This is a genomic window from Komagataeibacter sp. FNDCF1, assembly GCF_021295335.1.
Classification (GTDB): Bacteria; Pseudomonadota; Alphaproteobacteria; order Acetobacterales; family Acetobacteraceae; genus Komagataeibacter.
In genome coordinates, this window is the sequence record NZ_JAIWOT010000002.1 from 47,889 (window position 1) to 70,566 (window position 22,678).

The following is a 22,678-nucleotide window of genomic DNA, read 5'->3' on the forward strand; positions in this document are numbered from 1 at the left end:
GCACTTTATCTGCCAAATATGAGTGATAGTAATGGGCTCACCAAAATCCCGCTCGGCTCTTGAACAACTGGGGCGTGATCTTCGTGGCGCGCGCCTGCGGCGCGGCATAGCGATAGCCGACCTGGCCGTTCGTGCCGGCACGTCAGCAAGTTCCATCGCGCGCCTGGAAAAGGGAGACCCGGGTGTGGGGATCGGCACTCTGGCCGACGTGCTTGTCGTGCTTGGTCTTCTAGACCGGTTGGCCGACCTGATTGATATCCGCAAGGATGATCTGGGACTGGCGTTGACTGCTGAACGTCAGCCTCGTCGAGGCCGGTCTTCTGCGGCCACGTTACGCAAGCAACAGGATAAGGCCAGGCATGGGGGAGCGGATGTTATTGATATGGACGGTGCTTCGTTCTGATGCCTGATTTCAGCGCCAATATCGTACTCGGCGTTTGCTTCAACATCGCTGTAACATTCAAGACGTGAGGCAGTCAGGCGAATATCGGTCACTTTCTACCCAGTGGTAAATTCGAGTTCCGATTGTTCATCAATGGCGCGCAGGGTCTCGTACAGTCCTGCAGCCACGCCTCTGCCGCCTACGATCTCATCCGCCAGTTCATCCAGAACGCCGGCAAATGCTTCATCGGTCGCGAGACCGAAAACATTCATGCGCTCGCTTTTTCTGCGTTCGATCTCGCTATTTGCCGTTCCCGAGGGAAATACGGTGGCGAGCATCCGCAGGGCGCGGGCAAAATGGATCCGTTTGTAAAGGCGCGAACGGAGCGCCGTGTCGCCAGGCGTTGTCGAGAAAGACCAGAGTTCGATTGGCCCCAGGACGTTCACCAGAAGCTGTTCATACTTTGCTTCTCCAGCCGACATGTCCACGAAGAATGGCGCACCATTCTTTCCCGGTCCCGGCAGTGCGTTGCGGATCACATAGGCGCTGGCATCGGACAGCTTAAAGCGTCGGATAAGGCTGTCTGCCGTCTCCTGATCACCGCATTTGAGGACCCATCGGGCGGTTGATATCTTGTAGAGGTCCTCGCTGAAATCGGTATGGTTCTGTGAAATGAAGGCGAGTTGGACGTTGTGCTTGCGCCCCTCGCGGCCGTCGCGGACAGCCTGCTTGTCTACCTGGGGCGCTGGTTCGGTACGGTGCCACTCATCGAAGTCGACACGCTTCGTCGTTTCATACATCTCAGTGAAGCGGGCGAGATGATAGTCCCGCATGGACGGGGGCATATGCGGGTCGTCGGCATAATCGGGATGGAGAAAGAAATTCCGGGCCAGGATATGGCGGCCAAGCATATACATGAGCGCTGTCTGGCGGTTGGCCGCGGGAGAGCCGGATGGTGCAACCTCGGCAAGATCGAGGACGATCACGCGCGCGTCCCCCATATCCAGCCTTGTCGGGGACGCCAGCATGGGAAAATTCTTGATCACGTTCATGATGTAGCGATCAAACGTGTCGATCAGGCTTTCTCCAGTTTCCAGGGTGATCTTGGAATAGCGTTTTTCGATTTCCGGGCTGCGGGCCGCAATCAGCAGATCCTGCAGGACCGGTACTGCATGGCGCTGGGCAAAACCTGCAAGGCGGTATTCCCTGAGATTGACAAGGGCATCGACGACATCCCGCCACCATGTCGGATCGTCCTCTCCCGCATGGTGGGGCAGGCTGATGCCCAGCGATGTTATTGCGGCATCGACGTCGGGCTCGATCCCTGGAGTGTAGATTTTGGGCGTGCCCCCCTGCACCCCGGTACAGAGGCGGTAGGCTTCATCAATCACGTCCTCTACGAGATGGTCCATGCCCTCCCACGGCCTGCCATCCAGCGGCGCGGCAAGGAGCGAGATGAAATTCTGCAGGAAGACGCGCTCGAGTGGTAGGGGATATTCCAGCCCGACCTGGGTATCGAAGACATTGACCTCGAAGCCCGGGATTGCCTGCATCTTAACGTAAACCGCCTCGTGCTGGCGTTCTGGCCCAAGCGCGTTGCGTAGCATCTCGATCAGTCCGCGCGAAGACGGTCCGATGTCGAGCTTGCCGATATAGGGGAGCTTGGTGCCGTGGCTGCTGATCGCGGCGCTGCTGAGGATCAAGCCCAGCAGAATGGTATTGGCCAGAACGGATTTTCCGCCGCCAGGCGGGGCTACGATAATGTCTACGACGGATGGGCGTAGCCCGCCCCCGGTCGGATCGTAAGGCCAGATTGAACCATCGGGCTTGCGGAAGAGGATGGATCCTTTCTGCCACGGTGACGCACTGCGTGCCCACGGCATCATGGAGAACGCGTCACCGACAAGGGCGAGCGATGAGGTCGCAGTCGAACCGAGCGCCAGGGCAGGGACAGAACCCATGGCCGCTTCCAGAGGATCTCCGGAAATCCGCGTTGTCTTGCTGTTGCCCCACGCATCAATCGCCTGGGAGAGGTCCGACGCCTGCCGTCGCAGCTTCGCCTCTGCTCCGACCGGAGCCCAGGTTGTGGCGGTCATGCGCATCCGCACGGAATTATGGTTGTTTTTCTGGCGCTCCAGCTTGAGTGCGGCAAACGCCCGTCGAATGTCGCTATTTCCGGGGAACATCGCCAGAAACCCGGCTCCGGCTTCCTTGAAGCCGAAGGCGGCGCGGCCACCGCCCTCCAGGATCATGGCGCTGCGCCATGGCAGTCTCTTGCGGCCAAGCACGCTGGAGAGTTCGGAGAACGGGCGCGGATCCTCTGGGCCAATCGTCATGTCGACCGGGGCGTATGTATAATCCCCCACGGTCACGAGCTGTCCGCCTTTCGTTTCGGCGTCGGCATTGAAGATCTGGTCCCGGATCGCTGGCCAGAGCAGGCCCTGCGGATGTGGCTGCGGGTCATCCAGATCGTCAGGAAGCCGTGGCATGACCCGGTCACCCAGCAGGGTCGGTTTCCAGGCGGAGCCCGCCGTTTCACGATAGGTCGCTTCGCGCGCGACCTGCAATGCCTGATGTGGACCGAGGAATTCGCAGGAAATGTCGAACCCCTGCAGGGCAGCCTGGACGCGCGAAATGAACGATTCATGGCGGGCTGCCATGATATCGGAGCGCAGGGCAAAACGTTGGGTATTGCCCACGCGGGGAAATTGGGAGGCAAGGGTCCTGCGCTCCTCTGCCACCTGTTTGCGGTCCTCACGTGTCAGCACGCTGGGCCGGGTCCACAGGACGTAACAGGTGGCCTCCCAGCGCATGACGTTTGGCCAGCGCCGGCGCCTCTCTTCGATGACGTCCGAAAGATCCGCTCCGATCTGTCGGGCTATGGACCGGCAGCCATTGAGGCTCAGGCGGTCAATCTCGATACCCGAGCGCTCGGGATCGGAAATATACCATCCCACGATGGCATGGCCACGCTCTTCAAGGAGGCCCTGCAGTTCGATACGCTGCTGCTCGGCGAGTGCTTCCACTTCCTGTCGCGTGCACATGCGACGCAGGCCATTGATGCGCAGTACGGAGACATATTCACCGCGTTTGGTGATGAGATGGTCCCCGTGCGTACTTTCCACATCGCAGAATGAGGCAAGGGGCTGGCGCAGCCCGAGGCTGATGCCGGCCAGCAGACTGGAAAGAATGCCGCCCATTGATATGATCCTGTCATGTCATGACCGGTTGGGGATCGGCATCAAGCCATTCCCTGACAAGTGCGGGGTAGATGTCGGTGGGGCCGTTATAGAAACGGCCCAGGGGGAAGAGTCGGATGCCGTCCATCAGGGCGGTCGTGCTTTCATTGATCTGCGGGTCAGCCCGGTTCGCCATCAGCAGGGCAGTCGCCAGCAGTCGGGGAGAGGTTGTCTCCAGCCGCCGCCGGGCTTCGGTCGTTCGCGCGTGCAGAGCGCGGAGCAAAGCGAGAGCGCTTTTGCATTGCGCAGGCATCATCGCGGTATCCGACCCTGACGCGATCGCGTCCATTGCACGATGCCAGACGGAATCCTGTCCGTTTGGCCCATTGCCGAGCGTCTGCATGAGGGCCTGATGCGCGCAGCGGGTCAGGGTCATGATGCGGGTCTGCGGCAGTTTCGGCCACCATATCAGGACGGCTTCGCGTTCGATGGTCGGACGGGTTGGATCCTGCAGGATGTTGCATAATGCGCAGACAGGCCCAGGTCCGTCACCGTGCCATGGAAACCTGCGACCAGGCGTTATCAGGTCGCAGCAGGCACATGTGAAAAGGCCCGGCTCACCCATCTCCCCGGCGCCTGGCGCTGACGGATCCCATGGGCGCGGCAGCAGCCGGAAAGACTGTGTAAGACGGGCCATTGTGATCGGGTTCCTAGCCGCCGCTCGTGAACTGATAGGCTTGAGCCTGCGTACCAACGGTTGCCGAGCCACCGGACGCGGTGTTGGCAGCCTTGTTGATCCACTGCGGACCCGTTGCGAAAAGACCGCACAGCACGATGCCGGCGATTGCCATACCGACCTTTCCGGGCGAACGGTTCTGTTCGTTGCGGCTCTGCCAGGCCGCCCATACGCCGCCGATGAAGCAGATGAAGGCAGCGACATACATGCACGCAGCAGCGACAAAGCCGCCCGCTGTCAGCCCTTCCTGGGCGGTGGCCTGCATCTGGGCCCCGATACCGTTTGCGCTGCCGGTTGCGGATTGGGCCAGCGCATGGCTGGCAATGAGGATCGGGACGTACAAAGTACCGAGCGCCGTGACGGCACGCTGTCTGTATCCGACCCGTTTGGTCACGAGACGCGTCAATCGCGCCGCGTCGGGGGTGCTTGTGCGAGAGAGGTTCATGGTCAAGGGCTCCGTTAAAGAGGGAGGCATGTCCCTCAGAGGAGTCTTCGGCCAGTAACATGCGACTGCGGATATTTTTTCCGAAAAAATCTACCTTGCCAAACATTACACTATGACTTCGGTATAAAAATGGCTATCCGGCGTTTGGGGTTGATGGGCTGAATCCCCGGCTCGTTGGGAAGGCAGCTCAGGCCACCGCCTGAGCTACCATATCGGGGTGCCGTCCGATGACCCGAACGTAGGCTACAGCGAAGTCGGGGGCCATCGCCCGTGCCTGCTCCCAGTCCCGTAACGTACCGACAGGAACGCGGAAACGGCTGGCAAACTCGACCTGAGACAGACCGAGATCGTTACGGGTTTTACGGATCAACCGCGCCCTTTGCCCACGCTCCATGCCTTCGATGGATACCGCGCGGTCTTCGGAATCCGCCGGATCAGCAGGCAGAATGATATGCTCTCTCTTCACCTTTGTTGCTCCTTCTCACGGAAATAAAGCGGGGCAGATCGTCCCGCCAGACAAACACACCGGTGAACAGCTTCTCGCCCACGACGCCAACCACTTTGTAGCGATCCTCCTCATCCTCAATGCGGATGGTGGGCAAGATCAGGTGATTATCGTCCTCGAAAATACGGTCGCCAAAGGCCAGAGACAGTTTGTGCTTTTTTTGGTTGGCGAGGTCTTTTGCGGGGTCAAACCTGTCATCCATGAGACGATAATACGGGATTACCGTAGTTACTGTAAAGTGAAAACTACGGGCATCCCGCAACTCTTAGCCATTTCGACAGGTCGCCATCAACCTCGTATGCCCGATAGCATAAAAATCCGGGGCATATATATTTATCCAGAATCGCTCGAATATTTAGTAATAATGAAATATTTCTTGTTTAATTTCTAGAAAATATGAACAGTAAGCGAAAGTGATCGAGCGTAGTTTAGGTGCTGCCGCGAATACATCCCTATTTTTGTACGGACCTCAACTTTGATGGGTCTGTTACCCTCATTATAAACAAGTTTCACACGGTCAACCGTTGGTTGGAATGGACGATAAATTTTCAATTATCCTTGATAGGCATTTTAGAAATACCATAACCAAGAACACCAATGATGATTGGCAGGCCAATGAAGGCGAAGAACTGCATAAAGGTCATTCTCGAAGCTACCCTAAAACGGTCTGTGCCCGTTGAGGGAGAAAATATGCCATTCCCAGCCAGAAAGCGACTCCCAAGATAACGATATGAGTAGGAATGCGGTTGGCTGTCAGATTAAAAAATGACGCAGCCAAAGGAGATAGGACACCTAGCGAAAGGCAAGATCCCGCAGCGGTATCCTGCAGGTTTGCCCGCAGCTTGGTCCGCTCGTTATGAACAAGATTACCCATCCCACCCATCGCGTTCGGCGGCTTCAAGTTCCCTCGCGATCAGGCGGCGGATTGCTCCAGCACGGTTCATGCCTTGGCGCACGGCCACATGTGGCCATCTCTCCAGATGGCGCGCGCCCCGCTTTTTCGGGTTATTATTTTCCAATTTTATCATGTTTATCGGTTATTAAAAAAATGCGCAGGAAGAAAGTATCGAACCTTGGCCAATCTCAGCGCTACGGGTTGGGTCATGATTTTAGCCGGACATTGTCCAGTGGCTCAGGATCCAGGTTGCTTCCTTGACGGGATTGAGGAGGATCACGCCGAAAACGAACTGGATGAGGCAACTGAGTTTTGAGCGGTTTGTTTTTCCGGTCGCCGACGCGTTCCACGCAACGACCGCCATGAACGCCGCCCAGGCGCCGAACATTTCGAAGAACAGGGCGAAATCACTGACGATTGACAGGATGGCATCCTCTGGGCCAGTCCCGGAAATGACGCTTCCCGTCGTCGCTTCCGTGTAGCCGGTGACAGAAGCTCCCAGCGCAACCTGCGTATCGAGACCGGCAGAGGTGGTGGATTTGGTGAGTATCCTGTCAAAGGTGGCAAAGACGCCGGAAAGGACAATCCCGATCCAGGGCACCCAGGGACGGCCGACGAACGGGTTCTGGGGCTGGCGCTGCTGCCATAATCCCCATGCCCCGGTCAGGAAGGCAATCCACGCTGCAATATAGCAGGCCATTGGCAGCAGCCAGGCCATGGCGAGAGCGAGATCGTTGACGAGGTTGACCAGACCTTGCACGTCGATGTGTCCTTGCCTTACTGGATGATGCCGCGTTCAGCCTGGATCACCCACATCGTGCCGCGTTGAGAGATGGCGCGCACACGCCCATATCCGCGGAGATCGGTGCCGATTTCGATTTCGGACTGTGGCGGTTGCCCGGCCGGCGCCGCGTCGTCCTGCACCATGGCAAGTTGGGGAGATGCGGCAAGTATCCGGTAGTGGGGGGTCCATGTCGGGGGCGGAGCAGGAGGCGTCGGGCGCATTTTCGCTGTCCGGGACGCTGGAGATTGCGGCGGCGTTGGTGCTGGCCGCGGCTCGGCCGCCGCGGCTTCCAGGGCTGCCCGTGCCTTGTCGGCCGCGGCGCGTGTGGCGGCCGGTCCATCTGACGGGGGAGCTTCGGCGTCGGCCACGGCCCGTTTCGCTTCGAGGAGCGACATCCGGCGGTTGAGATCCGAAGCCTTTGCCGTATCGGCGATACGCAGCCGGTCAATATCCTGCCGGAGTGCTGCGATGTCGCTGCGGGTCCGCTGCACCAATGCTGCTTCTTCCGTTACAAGCTGCAGCACCTGCAACTGGTCGTCAGATGTCATGGGAGCCGCTTGCAGGCGGCTTGCTTTCTGGACCGCATCGTCCGTCGGAACAGCCTTTTCGATGCCAGTGTCGTGTTTCTGCGCGGGCGTGTTCTCGGCCGACGGGGTAGCCGGTATTGGGCTGGCGGGATGGGGCGGCTTTTTCATCGCAAGAAGTGCCTTGAGATCCTCATCTGTAGCCGAGACCTGAGGTGCCGGCGGTGATGGCGATGATGTAGGTGAGTGTCCCGGCGCGGGAGACGCTTTGGGGCCTGATGGCAGCGGGGCGGAAATCATTCCGACTTCCTGGGCCACGGGAGACGCCTGCCTCTTTGTTATGCCCATCACGAGGAAGAGGGAGAGCAGACTGCCGACGGCAGTACCCGCAATCATGACCTGCCTGCGACGCGGAAGCGCCCTGAAAAGGGCTATGGCATGTGGAACGGGTCGGTTCCTGTCAGGTGCTGCTGTCACAGGTTGAAGGTGAGGGGAGGGAGGCTCGGCAATTGTGTCCGGTTCAGGCGAAGGGTCAGGCTCTGGCGTCGTGCCCAGTTTGCGAAACGGAACAGGTTCAATGCCGCGATCCGCGCTGAACGGATCCCGGGACGTCGTTGCGGTTGCGGCTGAGGTCATGGTGAATGCTGCCTTCTGGTAGAGAGTGCAGAATTCGTCGATATCATGCGACCGGTGCCCGAAAACTTACTTCTTCATGACGACGTCCGACATGAAGATCACGCCAACACTGACCTGAGCGGCAAGATTTACGCGCGGCTGGGTCGGCATCTGCTGCATGAGCGCGCTGTTGACCTGCGAGGCCGCCGCACCGGCCGCTACCCCCAGTTGTTGCGGGAAGTTCAGTGACTGGACGTAGTTGACGTTGCCGAGGGCTCCGATCGAACCGGTCGTGTTCGACGTCATCTCGATCGCCTGCCCGAGCCCCTGGACAAAGGCGGCAGCGGCGGGAAGAACAAAGCGCTCGACGTATAGCTGGTCAACGCTTGAGGCCACCGCAGCTTCCATGGTGTCCGGCGCAACCACCATACCTTCGACCTGGATCGGGGTTGGATCATTTTTATGGAAGACCTGATCAACGCGGACAACCAGCCTGTTCAGATGTCCCCCGGCCCTTCTGACGGATGCTTTCATCCTGTCGCCAGCGAGTGGACCTGAATCAGCTTCCAGGATGATTTCTCCCCCGAGATCGCTGTTGGTTGCTGAAACCGTATGGGCGTAAATCCCCCGCCCGGCAGGAACAAGGACGCGGGAGAGGCCCGTCTGGGAATTTGCTGTCGCCGCCGAAGTTATTGAAGGGGAGACCACCGGTTTCTTTGTCTGCTCCCTTCCGGTTTCCGTCTTTTCATACAGGACATTTGTGACAGGAAAGCGTCCATCAAGACGGCCTGCAAGATCCATGATCGCATGTCTGTATGCGGCGATTGCGTCCTTCTGGAGCTGCGGGTCACGTGGCATGGCAGCACGGAAGGCTGCATCCGTCTGCACTGGTACGACGGGAACGCTTGGCACGACCTCAGGCGCGTGCGGGGCTGGCGCTGCGGCGGCCTTGGCCATCGCCGGGTTGACGTCCGCCCCGACCTCCTGGGCGACCGCGGGCGGGGGAGGCTTGTCGTCGGGATGGGTGGGCGTGCCCGGTGCAATATCGGGTGAATACGATTGTCCCGCAGTCTGTGCCCGGTCTGCCTCGTCGCGGATCTGATCTTCGCGGAGTTCCTGCTGGCGCGGATTGGAATTCAGGCCGCCGGGCAGGGGGTTGGCGGCGGGCGGCCTGCCGGGGTCCGAGCGTGGAAGCTCCTTACGGTGGATGGTGGAGATGAGTAGCGTGACGCCAAGAACGGTGCCGATACTCCCAAGGATTGCGAGCAGACGCCGGTTTCCGCCCCGCGACGCATCACTGAGCAGCTGGTTGAACCTGGGTTTCATCACTGTGCGTCCCTGATATGGGCCGAGACCGTCCGTCCCGCATCGGAGAGAAGGACAACGGGGGACTCATGGAAGGCATAGAGCGTGTATCCCCCTTCACCCTGCTCCATGCTGTCCGAGGAGGGCGTCATGAGATGAAGGCGCGTGCGAAGATAGACCTCGTTTCCAATCCGCCAGGCGCGCACGTCGTCGGGTGAAATACCCTCGACGGCCAGCGGAACGGCTGACGCTGGTGGAATGCCGCTTAGCATGGCGTTCATGTAGGGCTCGCCTGTCGCGGGCACTCCGGGGCGGCTGTCGACCGGCTCCCGGGCATTGGGCCCGCCCTCGGACATGCGAACGGTCAGGTTGTCATCGTAGGATCCACGTCCCGCGATCAACAGGAAGGAGACCGGCTTTGGCGCGTTCTGAAGCGTTACGAGCAGTCCACCTCTGGGCTGGAGCGACATCGGTTCGATATTGATGGTATTGGAGCCCTTGAACGGGACGCAGGTATAGAAACCCGTTGTCTCAACCGCAGGATTCCCGGCTGATGCGCTGCTTTTTCCGGAAGCACAGTTCGTGCTGCCGTCCGGGTTGGCGGAATTGCCAGACGTATTCCATGCGATCGGCCAGGGCTGTCCCGTGCTGTCCACGAAGGACAATGCGGTCGGATAGCCTTTTGTCGTAAAGATCAGGCTTGTCTGCTGACCAGGCGCAAAGGAGACACGGATCGCCGGGCGCGCATTAGGGGTCGCGAATTCCGTGCCGACCTGCTCCGTGGCACGACGCACGTCCTTCAGGCGTTCCCCCAGCCGAAGGATTTCTTCGGGGGTGAAAGGAATGGCCTCATGCTCGGCCTCACCTTCGGCTGCTGTATCAGGATCGTCTGCGGGTGTCGTCGCCGCCGGTCCGGGCTGTGATGGCTGCTGTGCGAGTGCCGCAAGTGGCAGGATGGACAGGGTCAGCGGAAAGAGAGAAAGAATTCGCACGGTTGTCACTCCCTCCCCGACGAGACGACAAGCTGTTCGATGGCCAGTCCATCCGGGTGATCCAGGTCCTCCACGCGATCAATCGTCACGGTCGCCATCAGCACTTGCGTATTCTGCTGGTTCACGTTTTCGCAGGTCTGGATGAAAGGAAACTGTATTACGTAGCGCGCGTGTCCCTGCACGACTGTCTCGGCGCGTACGGTCGCGGCCCGTGTCGGCTGCGCATAACAGAGCAGTTTTGCATCCCTGAGTTTCGCCAGATTCCCCTGCGTAATGAAAGACTTTGCAAAGGTGTTCCATCCGTTGAGCGTGTAGTGAGCGCCCGCGGTGTTCATCTGGGTTGGAAAATCACGATAGTTGATGTTGTAGGGTGCGATCGCCCATTTGACGGCCCAGCCGAGAAGCTGATCCTGGCCAAGTACCGGACTGGTGAGGGCCACGGCCGGTCGGGGAGCATTCTGGCCGTCAACGTAGAAATAGAGGGGTGTGGGCGGGTGTGCACGGATATAGGCGTCGTGCGCCGCGAACACGATGACCACGCCCGCCAGTGCGATGTTGAGCAGCAGTGATCTGTCTACAACAATCCCCTGAAAGTCGGGGTCGGTAAGCCGCCTGGTTACTGCGGAATTAAACAGCCGCATGGCGCGCCTCCCTTACGGGGGCATGAAAAAAGGTGGTCATCACTCTACTCTCATTTCCCGACGGTGATGAGAGCAGGCTGGAAGTCTATCTTGCGACCGGCACGTTTTTTCTTTGACGGTTCCCGCTACTACTCAGGCGGCAATGCCATGCGTGGCGGCAATGCTGCGGCGGTATCGTCTGCTGACCCGGTCACCACCCTTGCGGGTGGTCCAGAAAAAGCATCCGCTCTTGCAGAGGCATTCCCGCCGGATGTAGTGGTGTTCGCCGATATAATATTCGGCCCTCGCGTGAATGAACCAGGGCACTTTGGCGCCGCGTCGTGGCGGAAGCTGTTCCCAGCAGCTTTGGGATTTCAGCGCGCTTTCCGAAATAAGGAAGTCCCGCGCAATTTCACGCGGGTTCTGAAATGCAAAATGGCGGTATGCGATTTCAATGTTGGCGGCCTCGTGCCACCGTACCTTGTCTCCTCCCTTATGTCCTGTGAGGGTCAGCTTGTTGAGGCTGTTCCTGACAAGCCATGTCCGTCCCCGCCGGGCTTCATGAGGAAGCAGGGAGGCCTGTTCCCATGTCAGGACAGCTTCGGGATCTGCGGGAATGGCGCTCCGCTTTTCGGCAAGTATGGTCTCCGCCTGTATTTTTGAGAGCCTGATGCGCGGTGGCAGGCCAAGCTGCTTTCTTTTTGCACGGACGCTCCCGGCCGAGCGGCCAAGCATCTCGGCTATGTCGGCGGTTTTATCACCACAGAGCCAGCGTTGGCCAAGGATGAGCAACTGGGTCCTTGTCCATGCTCCCCTGCGTGCAGGCGCTTCATAAAAAACATTCTGGGGTCGGTCGGCCCATTGCGCGACTGACTCCTTTACCTCCTGCACTGTCAGGGTAAGCATTGTCGCTACAAGGACCTCGTCGCACAGCCTGGCATAGAGGGCGCGCGTCATTTCTGGCGTGGGATAGGTCTGAAGCCATGTAAACAGACCGTGTTTTATAACCTGGCCGAACGATGCTGACTTCATGGCGGTATGCCCTCGTCATCGCGTTTTCGGGATAGGCTGCGTGTTTTGGGAATAATATCTCTTAAGCGTTATATAACCGTCAAGAAATAAATAGCGCAGAACGCGCTAATATGACTCCGGACGCGGTTTCCGGTCCGCGTTGGTGATCAGCCGGGGCACATCACCTGGAATGGACAGTCCAAGGCATAGTGCCTGCCATAAGAAAGGAGACCCCTTTCCTGGCAGCCTCCATACCTTCATGCACCCGGTCAGTGGTTTGCGATATCGTCGAGGTGACCAATAATGGACTCGAGATCAGCGAGGGCTTCGAGTTGTGATTGCGCGGACATTGCCCACGCGGTCATGTCCAGGGAACGCAAAAGGTCTGCGTCGTCATGTATTCCCGGGATCAGGTAATAAACGGAGACAGACAGTCCTTCGGCAATGCGATAAACCGTTTCAAGGCTTGGATTTCTGAGTCCTGCTTCGATCAGGCTCAGGCTGGTCAGGGAAACGTGTGATTTATGGGCGATCTGGCTCGCTGTTGCCCCCTGAAGCGTCCTGAAGATCTGAATCCTGCGCCCAAATATCTCGAGGAGGTCCTGCCGTTCCCCCGAGGTGAAGGCGACACTGTGTGAATAATGATCGATTGGCAATCTGGCCGGTATTTCCGGCAGGTTAAACGTCTTTGAAATATTGCCAATAATCTCGCGTAATTTCTGGATTGCCAGATTGTAGTCCGAATACTGCTTCATGGTCTTTTTCAGCTGCGTGGCGGATGCCACCAGATCCAGATGGGCAAACCATGTACCTTCTGGTGCACCTTGCGGAAGAATATCGCGCGGATCTATTTCAAATACCCGTAGCAGCGCCGATAATGTTTCCAGGGAAACCGGACGACCTGCTTCGATGCTCCGTATGACCGATACATTCAACCGTGCCAGTTTGGCGAGGTGCACCTGCGTCCAGTCAAGCGCAGTTCGCCTGTCATAAATGATTTCCCCGATGTCTCTATATAATTGGCCGGATGCAAATAAAGCCTCGGCTTGCATCTTGCCATTGTCATGGGACATTTTCGTTTACTCTCACGGTGGGCATTTTCCTCAGCAAAAGAAACTTCCAACATCCAGAAGATATCGACTGGTCACGTTCTAACAGGAGATCATGCGTGACGGAACGTCATGATAGTCGAGTTGGAGCCCGCAAAAAAGGTGTCTGAAGTCGCAAAGGCCGCTGCTCTGATCAGGAGAACTTGATGGAGACACTCATATGCCTGTTATGCCTGCCGTGGTTATGGCGCTGGCCTCTGGCCCCATATCTGTCACACCTGCCGCGTTTCATCTGGTCCAGACAACCTCTCCGGACACTCCGCCCCAGTCGGCATTGACGTTGCCCTCAACGGGGACGACCGGCGGGGAGACCTTACCCTCACCGGGAGATGCTGGTCAGGAAGGGCAGGGCGTATTGCCGGGTAATGGTACGGATCCTCGAACATCCGGCAATGTTCCAGCCCGTCGATATTTCCATATCGCCAGTGGATACGGAAAGCAGGTTCCACTTGGCTTCGCCATACGCCAGATCGTTCCGCATGGGGTGCGTGTCGTGTTCGCGGCAGGAGTAGACACCAGCGTTCCTGTTGACTGGCAGGGCGGCCGGGAATGGAACAAGGTTCTGGCGACCACGGTAGCCCAAGCGGGCGACGTCATTGATGTCGGCCGTAATAAAGTCGCGGTCCGACGTCGAATTCGCTGACCGGTCGCATGATGGCCCGACACCTTCGTCGTAATCACCCGAGGAAGGTTCCATGAACAAGCCCTCATCCGTCAGGAAATCCGGACCTCCCTCCCCGATGCCCAATATCTCCCTTGCGCTGGATGCGCTCGGCGAGATCTGGCGCATCAGGGGCGGAGAGGATGTCATCGCGATGTTGGACAACGACATGACAGCGAGGACGGCGTGGCACGCCATCCTCGCTGGTGTCGCGCCGCATGAATGGCCTGATCTTGTCAGCTCCCTTGACGCGCTGATCCCCTATCTGCGCGGCCGCAGGGACCTGTTGTCGGCGGACAGCCCTTTTGGACGGGGCGTGATCTCGGAAAGCAGGCGCCAGGCGCTTCATCGCCTTCTTGCTCCGGAAAGGATTGCCCTGCTGGAGGCTGTGACGCGTCCGGCTACACGTCAGGAGGCCGCATGATCGGTCTGCGCTTCCGTGTCCTGTTGTCAGTGGCTGCCGCTCTTGTATCGATACAGGGGCATGCGCAGACCACGTCATCAGCCGCCGCTGGTGCCACGACATCTACGGGAAGCGTCGGCTGCGCCGCCCTGACCCAGGCGGCGGCAACAGCCGTAAACGAACGCGTTCAGGCCAACGACGCCTATGAAAAGCAGCCGGATAGCGTCAACGGCCTGTCCTGCCTGAGCAATTTTTTCAACGGCACCGGACTGAATCTCATCACGAACGGCCTTGACCCCGCAGCCCTCCTGCAGGCCGTCGAGGGCCAGATAGGCGGCCAGGTCTGTCAGGCCGCACAGGCGGCATGGGGTAACGCCATGGGGTCGACCCAATGTGGACTCAGTCTGTCGGGCGTTAACCTGGGGCTCGGTTTTGGCTCGAGTAGCGGACTCATGTGTCCGAGCCTGAGTTTCGGTGGTGGTGGGCCGCCAATTGCGACCGCCATTGCGGGGACGTCGAGCGGTACGACTGACCTGTATATCAACGGCTCTCCCCAGCTTCCGACCGGATACAGTCTGAGCAATCTCGTGGACGGAGCGTTCTGATGCGCAGGCTGCAGATGGTCGCCATTGGTGCCGCTTCGTGCGTCTGCGTGCTGGCAGTCACGCCGCGTCCGGCATACGCGCTTTTCAGTGATGCTGCGGTCGTTGCAGCGATCAAGCTTCTCCAGGCGTTCACGGGCAACGCCCTCAATACGATGACGAAAAACCTGACGGACAGCATCGATTCAAATCTCAGTAGCCTTACAAACCCGAATTCCGTGGCGTCTCTCCTGACGAAGGGTTTCACGCAGGTTGCCAATTATGCGAAAGCCCAGGTCGGTGCACAGTCGCAACTTATGGATGCCCAGGACGCGGCGATGGCCGGATTTCTACGGCGTCAGCAGGAAACCGGAATCCGGGACGAGCATATGATGAATCCGGAATTCTGCGCGGGCCTTGATGCCCAGCAGTCCACCGTGGCCGCGTCCAAGGCGGCTCGATCCGCGGTGTATGCCATTGCGACCGTGAGCGATCCGCGTGGTGAGGCAGGTCAGGGGACGCCCTCCTATTACGGCAAGTCACAGGGCACGGATGCGAATATGTCCCTGCACCTCAAGCGCTACTGTTCATCCGACGACCTGGCGCAGGGGCTCTGCTCTTCCGTGTCCCGGCTGCCGAACGCCGACCAGCGTGCCGCCAGTCTGTTCGGCGCCGATACCCTGTCTGCGGATGGCGCAGTGGATGCAGCCAATGATTATGCGACCACGCTCATCCAGCCGGTAGCACCGGCGGCCCTGCGTGGCGAGCAGCTCTCCAGCCTTCGGGGACGTGAGGCCGCAACCCGGCGGCGGTCATACAACAGCCGTATGTCTCTCGCCCGTTGGGTCACGGGCTACGTCACATCTCTTGGCGTTCCGTCCGTCACGCTGACGCAGGACCAGAAGGCCGAAATGACGGCCGAGGGGCTCGCACCGCTCGACAAGGCGTCATGGCTGCAGGCCATGGCGCTGGAAGTCAATCGCAGGGTCTCCAGCGTAAGCTGGAACGCCTCGCTCCAGGCAATGCCTCCCGCGTCCGTCATGCGCGAAGTTGCCACCGAGATGGCGCAGTCCAATTACCTTGCGCTGCAGAACTACCGTCTCGGGCTCTACCTGGCGACCATGGGAGCTGCCCGGGTTGCGCAGGAAGAAGAGGTCGCCTTCAAGGACGGCCTGACACCGATGCCTTCCCCCACGATCAATCCCTAGAGGTTTGCCATGTCTGAGTCCCAGCAGAAAACCGGCGATATCGAGGATGTGCTGAAAACTCTTGATCGCGTGCAGTCGGAATACAGGAAGCAGGCACCCGGGCAGGCCGCCGCATATGATCGGCTGCGGCAGGAATCCCGTGAGCCTGACGTCCATAATGATCCCGGCTTCCGTACGCGCGTCGCATACGCCGTGCAGGATGTAGAGCGTCTTTTGGGACCGACGCTGAACGATGATCATCCGCTTCATGCGGAGATGACGGAGCGCGCGGCGCATTACCAGGGTCTGAACGAACCTGTGGTCGCTGCGATGATGCGTGAAACGCATCGCCTTCAGCAGCCAGAAGTAAACGCGATACGGACACTTGCCAGCGAACTGGTTGAAGGACGTCAGGATCCGGATCACCCGGACATCGCGCACACCATCGAGAACCTGAGGGCGACCGTCTTTCCCGAACCAGGGCACCAGCCAGCTCCAGGGCATGACCATGCGGCCGGGTCTGCGCACGATGAGAAAGGTCAGCCGGACAAAACCCGAGGAATGGCGTCGCCCGGGGAGGGCGCTCCGCCTGGACCGGAGCAGTCGGCCAGCAGCCAGCCCGGACAGACCCATACGACGGATCCTCAGAAGGACTTTCGAGAGAAACAGACAGGTCCGGCAAAAGATGCGCCGGAAAGCCGATCGACGATGGATGGCAACGGAACAAAGGAAAAGGCGGCAGCGAACACCCGGGAAATGAACGCGGCGGCCAGGGATCAGGAGGACGTCAAGGTTATTCGCGGTGGCGGCTTTGCCCGCCTCGCGGAAGCGATTGCCTCGCGCATTGATAGCCAGCCTGCGAACCCGGCATCATCATGGATGGAAAAGGCCGCCGATTTCAGCACCCGGCTGCACAACGCGCGTGACGAAAAGAGCCTGGAGGCGACCGAACGTCTGGGAAAGCAGGCGGTGGAGGCCCTGCGTGACCTCAGGGAGCGGCCAGCTTCCTCGATCATGGCGGCGATTTCAGATGCAGGAAAGGGCGACCCTGACGGTGTTGCCGGTGTGTTGTCGGAGATGAAGGCCGGTGGCCGGTATGCCGATCTGCATAGCCAGTTTGTGACGGAGAAACGGAATAACCAGGCGTTCGCGGCGCAACTGGAGAATGTCACCAGCAGGCTCGAAGCCTACGGAAAGGGAAGGGAAGCCGCCGAGGCAACAGGCCAGCGCATGGGAATGCCCGGCAGTGTGACGCAGCGCTTCACCCAGATCGATGCCGAGATCGGCAGAATTGCTGCCGAAGTGCCCGGAAAAAAAGAGGGAGCCAGTGCCTTGGAAGACATGAGCGAGAAGGTCCGCGAGATGATGCACAAGGCTGTGACTGCGGTCACGGACTTCATGACGCGGATGAATCCCGGTCCCACCGCCAGTCCTGCGCCGTGACTGTGCTGCTGGAGGACAAACCATGACGCCCTTTCGTCGCCCTGTATTCGCCATCCTGCCACTCCTGTTACTGTCGAGGCTTACCGTGTCCGCGGCAGCGCAGACGGTTGTTGCGACCGGTTCGGGAGATGCAGCCAGCAGCATGGGCTATAACGTGACATGGGACCTGCTTGATCCGGGCAGTGACTGGGCGGCGCAGGTCATCCGGTCTGTATTCCCGGTTTTCGGGCAGGATACGGGCGCGCCCAGCATCGGCAACGAGGCGACCGTCATAGGAACCATGATCGGGTGGTTCTCCGGGTTCGTCATGGCATTTGCGATGGCGGTCGTAAGCTATATCTACTTCATGAACATCCACCGGGGTGCAGAAACAGCGCAACTCCTTGGTAACAACCAGACCAGCATGTCAATTGTGCGGATCGGGATTGCGGCCATCCTGATGTGGCCGTTGCCGACAACCGGTTTCAATGCGGCGCAGGCCGTTGTCGTGCAGGGTTCGCTCTGGGGCATCGGTATGGCGAAGGTCGTCTATGACAAGGCGAAGCAGGCAATCGGACCAGACGGCAAGGTCATCGCACAGCCCCTTATCCCCGGCACAAAGGGGATTGTGACCGGTCTTGTGAAAAATGAGTTCTGCCGGGCCATTATTAACATTGCTGCGAATAACACGAACCTGATTGCAGCCCCGACCGGGCAGACCGTCCTGTCCGTGACCGGCGGGAAGATGGGAATCATCAACTATTCTTACAATATGGCAGCCGGCGCAGGAGACGGGACACCGGTTTGCGGGGCCGTAAGTCTGCAGGCGCCCAATACTGACGCAGTGAATCTGGCCGGTTTCCAGGTCGACCAGGCGGGTATGCAAAAACAGGTTCTTGATTCCGTGATCCTTGGCGACATTCGCAGCCAGGTTGCGCAGGTCGCGCAGAATTACTGGCAGACGAAAACGACAGCGTCCCTGGCCCCACTCATGACCATCATCGTCAATGCCACCAACGATTATGCGTCGCGTCTCACGACGCAGGCGGCACAACTGCGTTCGAAGCTTCAGGACACGGTCAACAATCAGACGCTCGCGCTCCACCAATGGGGGATTTCGACGAACGGAGATGCGGTCAACACCAGCAACCAGATGGATAATCTCGGGTGGACCGGCGCAGGAGCCTACTATCTCGAATTCGCGCGCCTCAATGGCCAGACCCTGTCTCTTATGACCGCAACGCCAACCATCACCACGCCATCCTATTCCGGTCTCGGAAACTATCTTGCCTCGGACATTGCGCCTCTTGTGCAGTCTGCGGACACCTTTATGGAAAACATCGACAGCATGGTTGCGACGCAGGATGGCGTGACCGCGCCGGGCGGGAATGCTGACCTGTACACGGGCGCGATACCGGGTGGAGACGGTGCGGGAGTGCTCGACCAGCTGTTCCGCGCCCTGCACCTGAACGATTACGCCCTGCAGATCGTGACCGGATTTATCGAGCCGTCCGGGACGAACGGCTACTGGACGGATCCGTTTGGCAATCTCATGTCACTTGGAAACTGGATGATCACGACCGCCCTTCTCACGATGGGCACTGCGTCGGTTCTTTCTTCTACGGCCGGGACCGTCGGTATCGGCGTGCTGTCGCTTCTGAGCGGGAATCCTGAAGGTGCCGTAGCGGCAGGGGCCGGGCACGCGCTAATGCACTTTTTTGGCGCGCCGATTATCGGCGGCTGTTTCGCCATGCTTAGTGACTGTTTGAAAAGTACCAAAACGGGGTGAAACCTTGAGTCAAGGTAAGGCAACTTCTCAAGGGTTTGGGTAGCCACCTCATAACCGTTAGGGTGCTAACTATTTATAGATATTTGGGTAAAAACTAAAAACAGGGTGCAATCCGAACCCTGTTTTGATACGATAGGAGAATGGAAATGAAGAAAGTCAAAAGTGCAATAACTAAAATCTTGTTTTATTTTCTGAAAGGCCACATTGAAGCAATAGCCTGCCAGCAAGTTCAGTTACATATGTTTGATTTTCATATGCCACTTTCTATGGAACAACGAAAGTCCCTTGATAAGAAGTACCCCGGTTTATTTCTTTAATTTTTTCATAAACGCTGATATAATCAGAGGATCCATAAAAATATATTTCCCACTTTCCTACATTTTCTGGAAGAAAGTGTAAATCAACCCAGTCTTTAGAACGCAATGATTGACCAACTATATAATCTGTTTTACGATCAATAATTATAGCGCCCCTACAATTCTCCATGGCATGATAGTCAATTTTTTTAAAACACGAGGGTATTTCCATAGATATTCTCCTACCTCACACCGGCACCAGCCTTCTCAGCATCAAGCGTATGAAGGCCAGCCGTATCATGCCGCAACTGTGCGACATGCTTCGTTCGTGATCTATGGTTAGCCGCCGGTAATCACCAAGCCAAGCGAAGCCTCGTTCTACCACCCATCTGTTTTTGGCTGGCACGAACCCGGTCTTGGCCGTGGTATGGTTCTGTCCGATCTCCAGCACAGCTTTGAAGGCGCTTTTGACAAAGCCAGTCAGGAGATTCCCTCGAAAACCCTTGTCAGCCACTACCTTTTCGACACGGGATTTCTTTACCCGCTTGCGATATTTGGTCAGCACCTTCTTGCCGCCCTTGGTGTCGTGGCGGTTGGCCGTGGTCATGGAAACATCAACCAACAGGCCAAGGCTATCGGTCGCAATGAAGCGTTTGCGTCCCTTCACGCGCTTGCCGCCGTCATACCCACGGGTCTCGGCACTGGCGCATTTGCCCGTTTTGACGCTTTGGCTGTCAATTACGAGCAATGAGGGCTGCTCATCCCTACCGGCGGCTTTTCTCACCATGCTGTATAGGTCGTAGTGGATACGTCGCCATCGGCCCCGCTTTTGCAGGTCAGCAAAATAGCCGTAAACCGTTCGCCACGGCGGGAAATCCTTGGGCAACCCACGCCATTTGCAACCATGCGTCACCACATACATGATGGCATCGACTACCCGGCGCATGTTTGTTTCCCTCGGACGGCCACCTTGCTTTGCCCTTGGGATGTGACGCCTGATTAACCTCCACTGTTCATCAGTGAGGTCCGTGTCGTAGCTCATTGGTATGAACACAACTCAAACATCGTTCCACTATATTAATGACGGTTGCTAAAAAATCAAGTTACATTTTTGTAATGTCGTTATAAATCAGTCTATTAGACTTGCCTGTAGTAGTGCAACCCTGCATGTGCTATTATATAGCTGCGCTTGGCAGCGCGTTTGAAACAAGGCGGCCCCTATGTCGGGTGGCCTGCCGAATACAACACCCGGACCTATGTCCAGCGGTGAACAGTGAGTGCTGTTTGTCGTCTATGAAAATAGGCAGGGCGTGGGTTCACCTTGTTTCACACGCTGCCAACCGCCCGACGCCAGGAGGCGTCGGTTGATCAAACACGTCCGTGGCAGGACGATGAAACATGGTGAATAATGATTCTTCAAAAGGTGGCGGAATCACCGCCATTCGTTGTGCCTATTCAGGAACATAACATAAACATACAACCCTTCGGTACTTACCCTCCAACCAAAACACAGCAATGGATACGCAAAATCTTTTTCGATACCCCGTTGGGATATATGAAATTGAGGCGCCCTTTCGTTGAAAAGTTCAAGCAGGAGTGTAAAGGAGGCCCGGTAGACTCCTACTTGTTTGGTATGAAGGTTAGGTTTTATCCGCAGGACAACCAGACTGATGCAAAATCGGCGGTATGCGGTAATTGCTACAACTCCAAAGAGTGGAGGTGGCTAGACAAGTGCCTTCCTACTGGTGGCACCTTCATTGATATTGGTGCCAATATGGGGTTCTTTTCCCTGTTTGCTGCTACCAAAAGGGCTACCATCATCGCCATAGAACCACAGCCTACTCTCTTTGAAAGGTTGTGCACCAACATGGCTCTCAACGGTATTGAGGGGTATCTAAGAGCCCGATCCGAAAGTTTTTGAACAATACCAGCCTGTTGTGATTCATCCGTCTTTGCAGAGAGATGGAGTGAATGGTGACATGGACTGGTATTGCCCGGCGCGAGTATAGCCGGGAAAGATTGCGATATCCATCGGACATGACGGACGGGGAGTGGACTTTGATCATGCCATTTGTGCCCCCGGCGAAACGGGGCGGTCGTCCGCGCACGACGGATATGCGCGAGGTGGTCAATGCGATGCTCTACATAGCCTCGGCCGGGTGTGCGTGGCGTCTGCTGCCGAAATGCTTTCCGCCGGTCTCGACCATCAGGCGCTATTTTTACGCCTGGCGTGATGCCGGAGTGTTCGAGGTCATGAATACGGTGCTGGTCATGAGCCTGCGCGAGATCGAGGGACGTGACGCCTCTCCGAGCGCGGGCGTGATTGACAGCCAGTCGGTGAAAACCACGGAAAGCGGCGGGATTTCGGGCTATGACGCGGGGAAGAAGGTCAAGGGCCGCAAGCGCCATATCGTGACGGATACCTGCGGCTTCCTGATCTTTCTCCTCGTTCATGCCGCTGATATCCAGGACCGTGATGGGGCCGTTGATGTTCTGGCAGCGATACGCAGGCGCTTTCCCTGGCTGCGCCACATCTTCGCTGATGGCGGCTATGCTGGCGACAAATTGCGATCCGCGCTCGCCTCCATGGGAAAATGGACCCTCGAAATCATCAGGCGGTCCGATACGGTGAAGGGTTTTCAGATCCTGCCGCGTCGCTGGGTGGTGGAACGGACATTCGCATGGCTGGGACGATGCAGGCGGCTCGCCAAAGATTGGGAACAATCCATTGCTTCCTCAACCGCATGGACATTGATCGCCTCAATCCGAATGCTCACACGACGGACAGCAAGGCATTGTCAGGGTTGAAAAACTTTCGGATCGGGCTCTAATCAAGGCTGCCGTAGGTGAAAGAGATGAAACCGGCACGTTGATCCAGACTAATATGGATTACGGTGGTGGCACCATTGGTCAGGGTAAAGGAGAAACCGTTCGTATTCGTCCTTTGCTGGATATATTGAAGGACTTGAACGTAAATAAAATTGATGTGTTGAAGATAGACATTGAAGGGTATGAGGATAAAGCTTTACTGCCCTTTCTGGCTACTGCTCCTGCCAGCCTGTTACCTGATCACATCATCATGGAATATAGTGAGCGTGATCGCTGGCAATCAGACCTGATGAGCAAACTGAAACAGGTTGGGTACCTCCGAAAGGCCCGCAGCCGAGGCAACATTCTTATGTCACGAAAATAGGTAAATCAGCGGGTAGGTGGTTCATAACCACCTACCCATTTTTG

At 57.8% G+C, this 22,678-nt stretch carries 24 protein-coding genes; 9 read left to right on the forward strand and 15 right to left on the reverse strand.

Annotated elements, in window-relative coordinates:
- The first annotated feature begins 31 nt into the window (after positions 1–31).
- Complete coding sequence (locus LDL32_RS16900) at positions 32–403, forward strand: helix-turn-helix domain-containing protein (protein ID WP_048855558.1); 372 nt, start codon at positions 32–34, stop codon at positions 401–403.
- Between the two features lie 95 nt (positions 404–498).
- Here the strand turns inward: LDL32_RS16900 and LDL32_RS16905 are convergent, their stop codons facing one another.
- The 13 genes from LDL32_RS16905 to LDL32_RS16965 all read right to left on the reverse strand — a co-directional run bounded on the left by LDL32_RS16905 (position 499) and on the right by LDL32_RS16965 (position 13,799).
- Complete coding sequence (locus LDL32_RS16905) at positions 499–3,582, reverse strand: ATP-binding protein (protein WP_233069096.1); 3,084 nt, start codon at positions 3,580–3,582, stop codon at positions 499–501.
- 13 nt (positions 3,583–3,595) lie between these two features.
- A complete protein-coding gene (locus LDL32_RS16910; RefSeq protein WP_233069098.1) occupies positions 3,596–3,997 on the reverse strand; it encodes a hypothetical protein in 402 nt (133 codons plus the stop codon).
- A gap of 274 nt (positions 3,998–4,271) precedes the next feature.
- On the reverse strand, positions 4,272–4,742 hold the full coding sequence (locus tag LDL32_RS16915) for a hypothetical protein (protein ID WP_023524230.1): 471 nt from the start codon (positions 4,740–4,742) through the stop codon (positions 4,272–4,274).
- Between the two features lie 187 nt (positions 4,743–4,929).
- Positions 4,930–5,208, reverse strand: coding sequence for a DNA-binding transcriptional regulator (locus LDL32_RS16920; protein WP_003625676.1), 279 nt, complete (start codon positions 5,206–5,208; stop codon positions 4,930–4,932).
- The gene (locus LDL32_RS16925; RefSeq protein ID WP_014106829.1) at positions 5,177–5,449 is read right to left on the reverse strand and encodes a BrnT family toxin; all 273 of its coding nucleotides are present in this window, start codon (positions 5,447–5,449) and stop codon (positions 5,177–5,179) included. Before LDL32_RS16925 ends, LDL32_RS16920 begins: the two co-directional genes overlap by 32 nt.
- A gap of 907 nt (positions 5,450–6,356) precedes the next feature.
- Complete coding sequence (locus LDL32_RS16930; protein WP_014106830.1) at positions 6,357–6,902, reverse strand: hypothetical protein; 546 nt, start codon at positions 6,900–6,902, stop codon at positions 6,357–6,359.
- 17 nt (positions 6,903–6,919) lie between these two features.
- Entirely contained in the window at positions 6,920–7,474 is a 555-nt protein-coding gene (locus tag LDL32_RS16935; RefSeq protein ID WP_233069101.1) for a hypothetical protein, read from the reverse strand.
- Between the two features lie 678 nt (positions 7,475–8,152).
- Complete coding sequence (locus LDL32_RS16940) at positions 8,153–9,391, reverse strand: DotG/IcmE/VirB10 family protein (protein ID WP_010511977.1); 1,239 nt, start codon at positions 9,389–9,391, stop codon at positions 8,153–8,155.
- Positions 9,391–10,371: a DotH/IcmK family type IV secretion protein gene (locus LDL32_RS16945; protein ID WP_029335992.1), complete on the reverse strand. Its 981-nt coding sequence runs from the start codon at positions 10,369–10,371 to the stop codon at positions 9,391–9,393. Before LDL32_RS16945 ends, LDL32_RS16940 begins: the two co-directional genes overlap by 1 nt.
- A complete protein-coding gene (locus LDL32_RS16950) occupies positions 10,368–11,003 on the reverse strand; it encodes a DotI/IcmL/TraM family protein (RefSeq protein ID WP_141299359.1) in 636 nt (211 codons plus the stop codon). The genes LDL32_RS16945 and LDL32_RS16950 overlap by 4 nt, the downstream gene beginning before the upstream one ends.
- Positions 11,004–11,135: 132 nt before the next feature.
- Positions 11,136–12,014 carry a hypothetical protein gene (locus tag LDL32_RS16955; RefSeq protein WP_180999767.1) on the reverse strand — a complete coding sequence of 293 codons (879 nt, stop codon included), beginning with the start codon at positions 12,012–12,014 and terminating at the stop codon, positions 11,136–11,138.
- A 248-nt stretch (positions 12,015–12,262) separates the two neighbouring features.
- Positions 12,263–13,066 carry a helix-turn-helix transcriptional regulator gene (locus LDL32_RS16960; RefSeq protein ID WP_233069102.1) on the reverse strand — a complete coding sequence of 268 codons (804 nt, stop codon included), beginning with the start codon at positions 13,064–13,066 and terminating at the stop codon, positions 12,263–12,265.
- 355 nt (positions 13,067–13,421) lie between these two features.
- Positions 13,422–13,799 (reverse strand): hypothetical protein, encoded by a 378-nt coding sequence (locus tag LDL32_RS16965; RefSeq protein ID WP_233069104.1) that lies wholly within the window; start codon positions 13,797–13,799, stop codon positions 13,422–13,424.
- Here LDL32_RS16965 and LDL32_RS16970 point away from each other — a divergent pair.
- From LDL32_RS16970 to LDL32_RS16990, 5 genes are read left to right on the forward strand one after another with little or no spacing between them, the layout of a single operon-like run.
- Positions 13,798–14,187 (forward strand): hypothetical protein, encoded by a 390-nt coding sequence (locus LDL32_RS16970; RefSeq protein ID WP_233069106.1) that lies wholly within the window; start codon positions 13,798–13,800, stop codon positions 14,185–14,187. The genes LDL32_RS16965 and LDL32_RS16970 overlap by 2 nt on opposite strands.
- Positions 14,184–14,771, forward strand: coding sequence for a hypothetical protein (locus tag LDL32_RS16975; RefSeq protein WP_233069108.1), 588 nt, complete (start codon positions 14,184–14,186; stop codon positions 14,769–14,771). The genes LDL32_RS16970 and LDL32_RS16975 overlap by 4 nt, the downstream gene beginning before the upstream one ends.
- Positions 14,771–15,955 carry a hypothetical protein gene (locus LDL32_RS16980; RefSeq protein WP_233069110.1) on the forward strand — a complete coding sequence of 395 codons (1,185 nt, stop codon included), beginning with the start codon at positions 14,771–14,773 and terminating at the stop codon, positions 15,953–15,955. The genes LDL32_RS16975 and LDL32_RS16980 overlap by 1 nt, the downstream gene beginning before the upstream one ends.
- A 9-nt stretch (positions 15,956–15,964) precedes the next feature.
- Complete coding sequence (locus LDL32_RS16985) at positions 15,965–17,377, forward strand: hypothetical protein (RefSeq protein ID WP_233069113.1); 1,413 nt, start codon at positions 15,965–15,967, stop codon at positions 17,375–17,377.
- 22 nt (positions 17,378–17,399) lie between these two features.
- Positions 17,400–19,145 carry a DotA/TraY family protein gene (locus LDL32_RS16990; RefSeq protein WP_233069115.1) on the forward strand — a complete coding sequence of 582 codons (1,746 nt, stop codon included), beginning with the start codon at positions 17,400–17,402 and terminating at the stop codon, positions 19,143–19,145.
- Between the two features lie 264 nt (positions 19,146–19,409).
- Here LDL32_RS16990 and LDL32_RS16995 read toward each other — a convergent pair whose 3' ends face one another.
- Together LDL32_RS16995 and LDL32_RS17000 are read right to left on the reverse strand one after the other, a co-directional pair.
- Positions 19,410–19,673 carry a hypothetical protein gene (locus LDL32_RS16995; RefSeq protein WP_233069117.1) on the reverse strand — a complete coding sequence of 88 codons (264 nt, stop codon included), beginning with the start codon at positions 19,671–19,673 and terminating at the stop codon, positions 19,410–19,412.
- A 15-nt stretch (positions 19,674–19,688) separates the two neighbouring features.
- Positions 19,689–20,483 (reverse strand): IS5 family transposase, encoded by a 795-nt coding sequence (locus tag LDL32_RS17000; RefSeq protein WP_233069119.1) that lies wholly within the window; start codon positions 20,481–20,483, stop codon positions 19,689–19,691.
- A gap of 366 nt (positions 20,484–20,849) precedes the next feature.
- Here LDL32_RS17000 and LDL32_RS17005 point away from each other — a divergent pair, with 366 nt between their 5' ends.
- From LDL32_RS17005 to LDL32_RS17015, 3 genes are read left to right on the forward strand one after another with little or no spacing between them, the layout of a single operon-like run.
- Positions 20,850–21,362, forward strand: a complete 513-nt coding sequence (locus LDL32_RS17005) for an FkbM family methyltransferase (RefSeq protein ID WP_233069121.1) — start codon at positions 20,850–20,852, stop codon at positions 21,360–21,362.
- A 50-nt stretch (positions 21,363–21,412) separates the two neighbouring features.
- Positions 21,413–22,249 (forward strand): IS5 family transposase, encoded by an 837-nt coding sequence (locus tag LDL32_RS17010; RefSeq protein WP_048856220.1) that lies wholly within the window; start codon positions 21,413–21,415, stop codon positions 22,247–22,249.
- Complete coding sequence (locus LDL32_RS17015) at positions 22,236–22,634, forward strand: FkbM family methyltransferase (protein WP_370636795.1); 399 nt, start codon at positions 22,236–22,238, stop codon at positions 22,632–22,634. The genes LDL32_RS17010 and LDL32_RS17015 overlap by 14 nt, the downstream gene beginning before the upstream one ends.
- Positions 22,635–22,678: the final 44 nt, after the last annotated feature.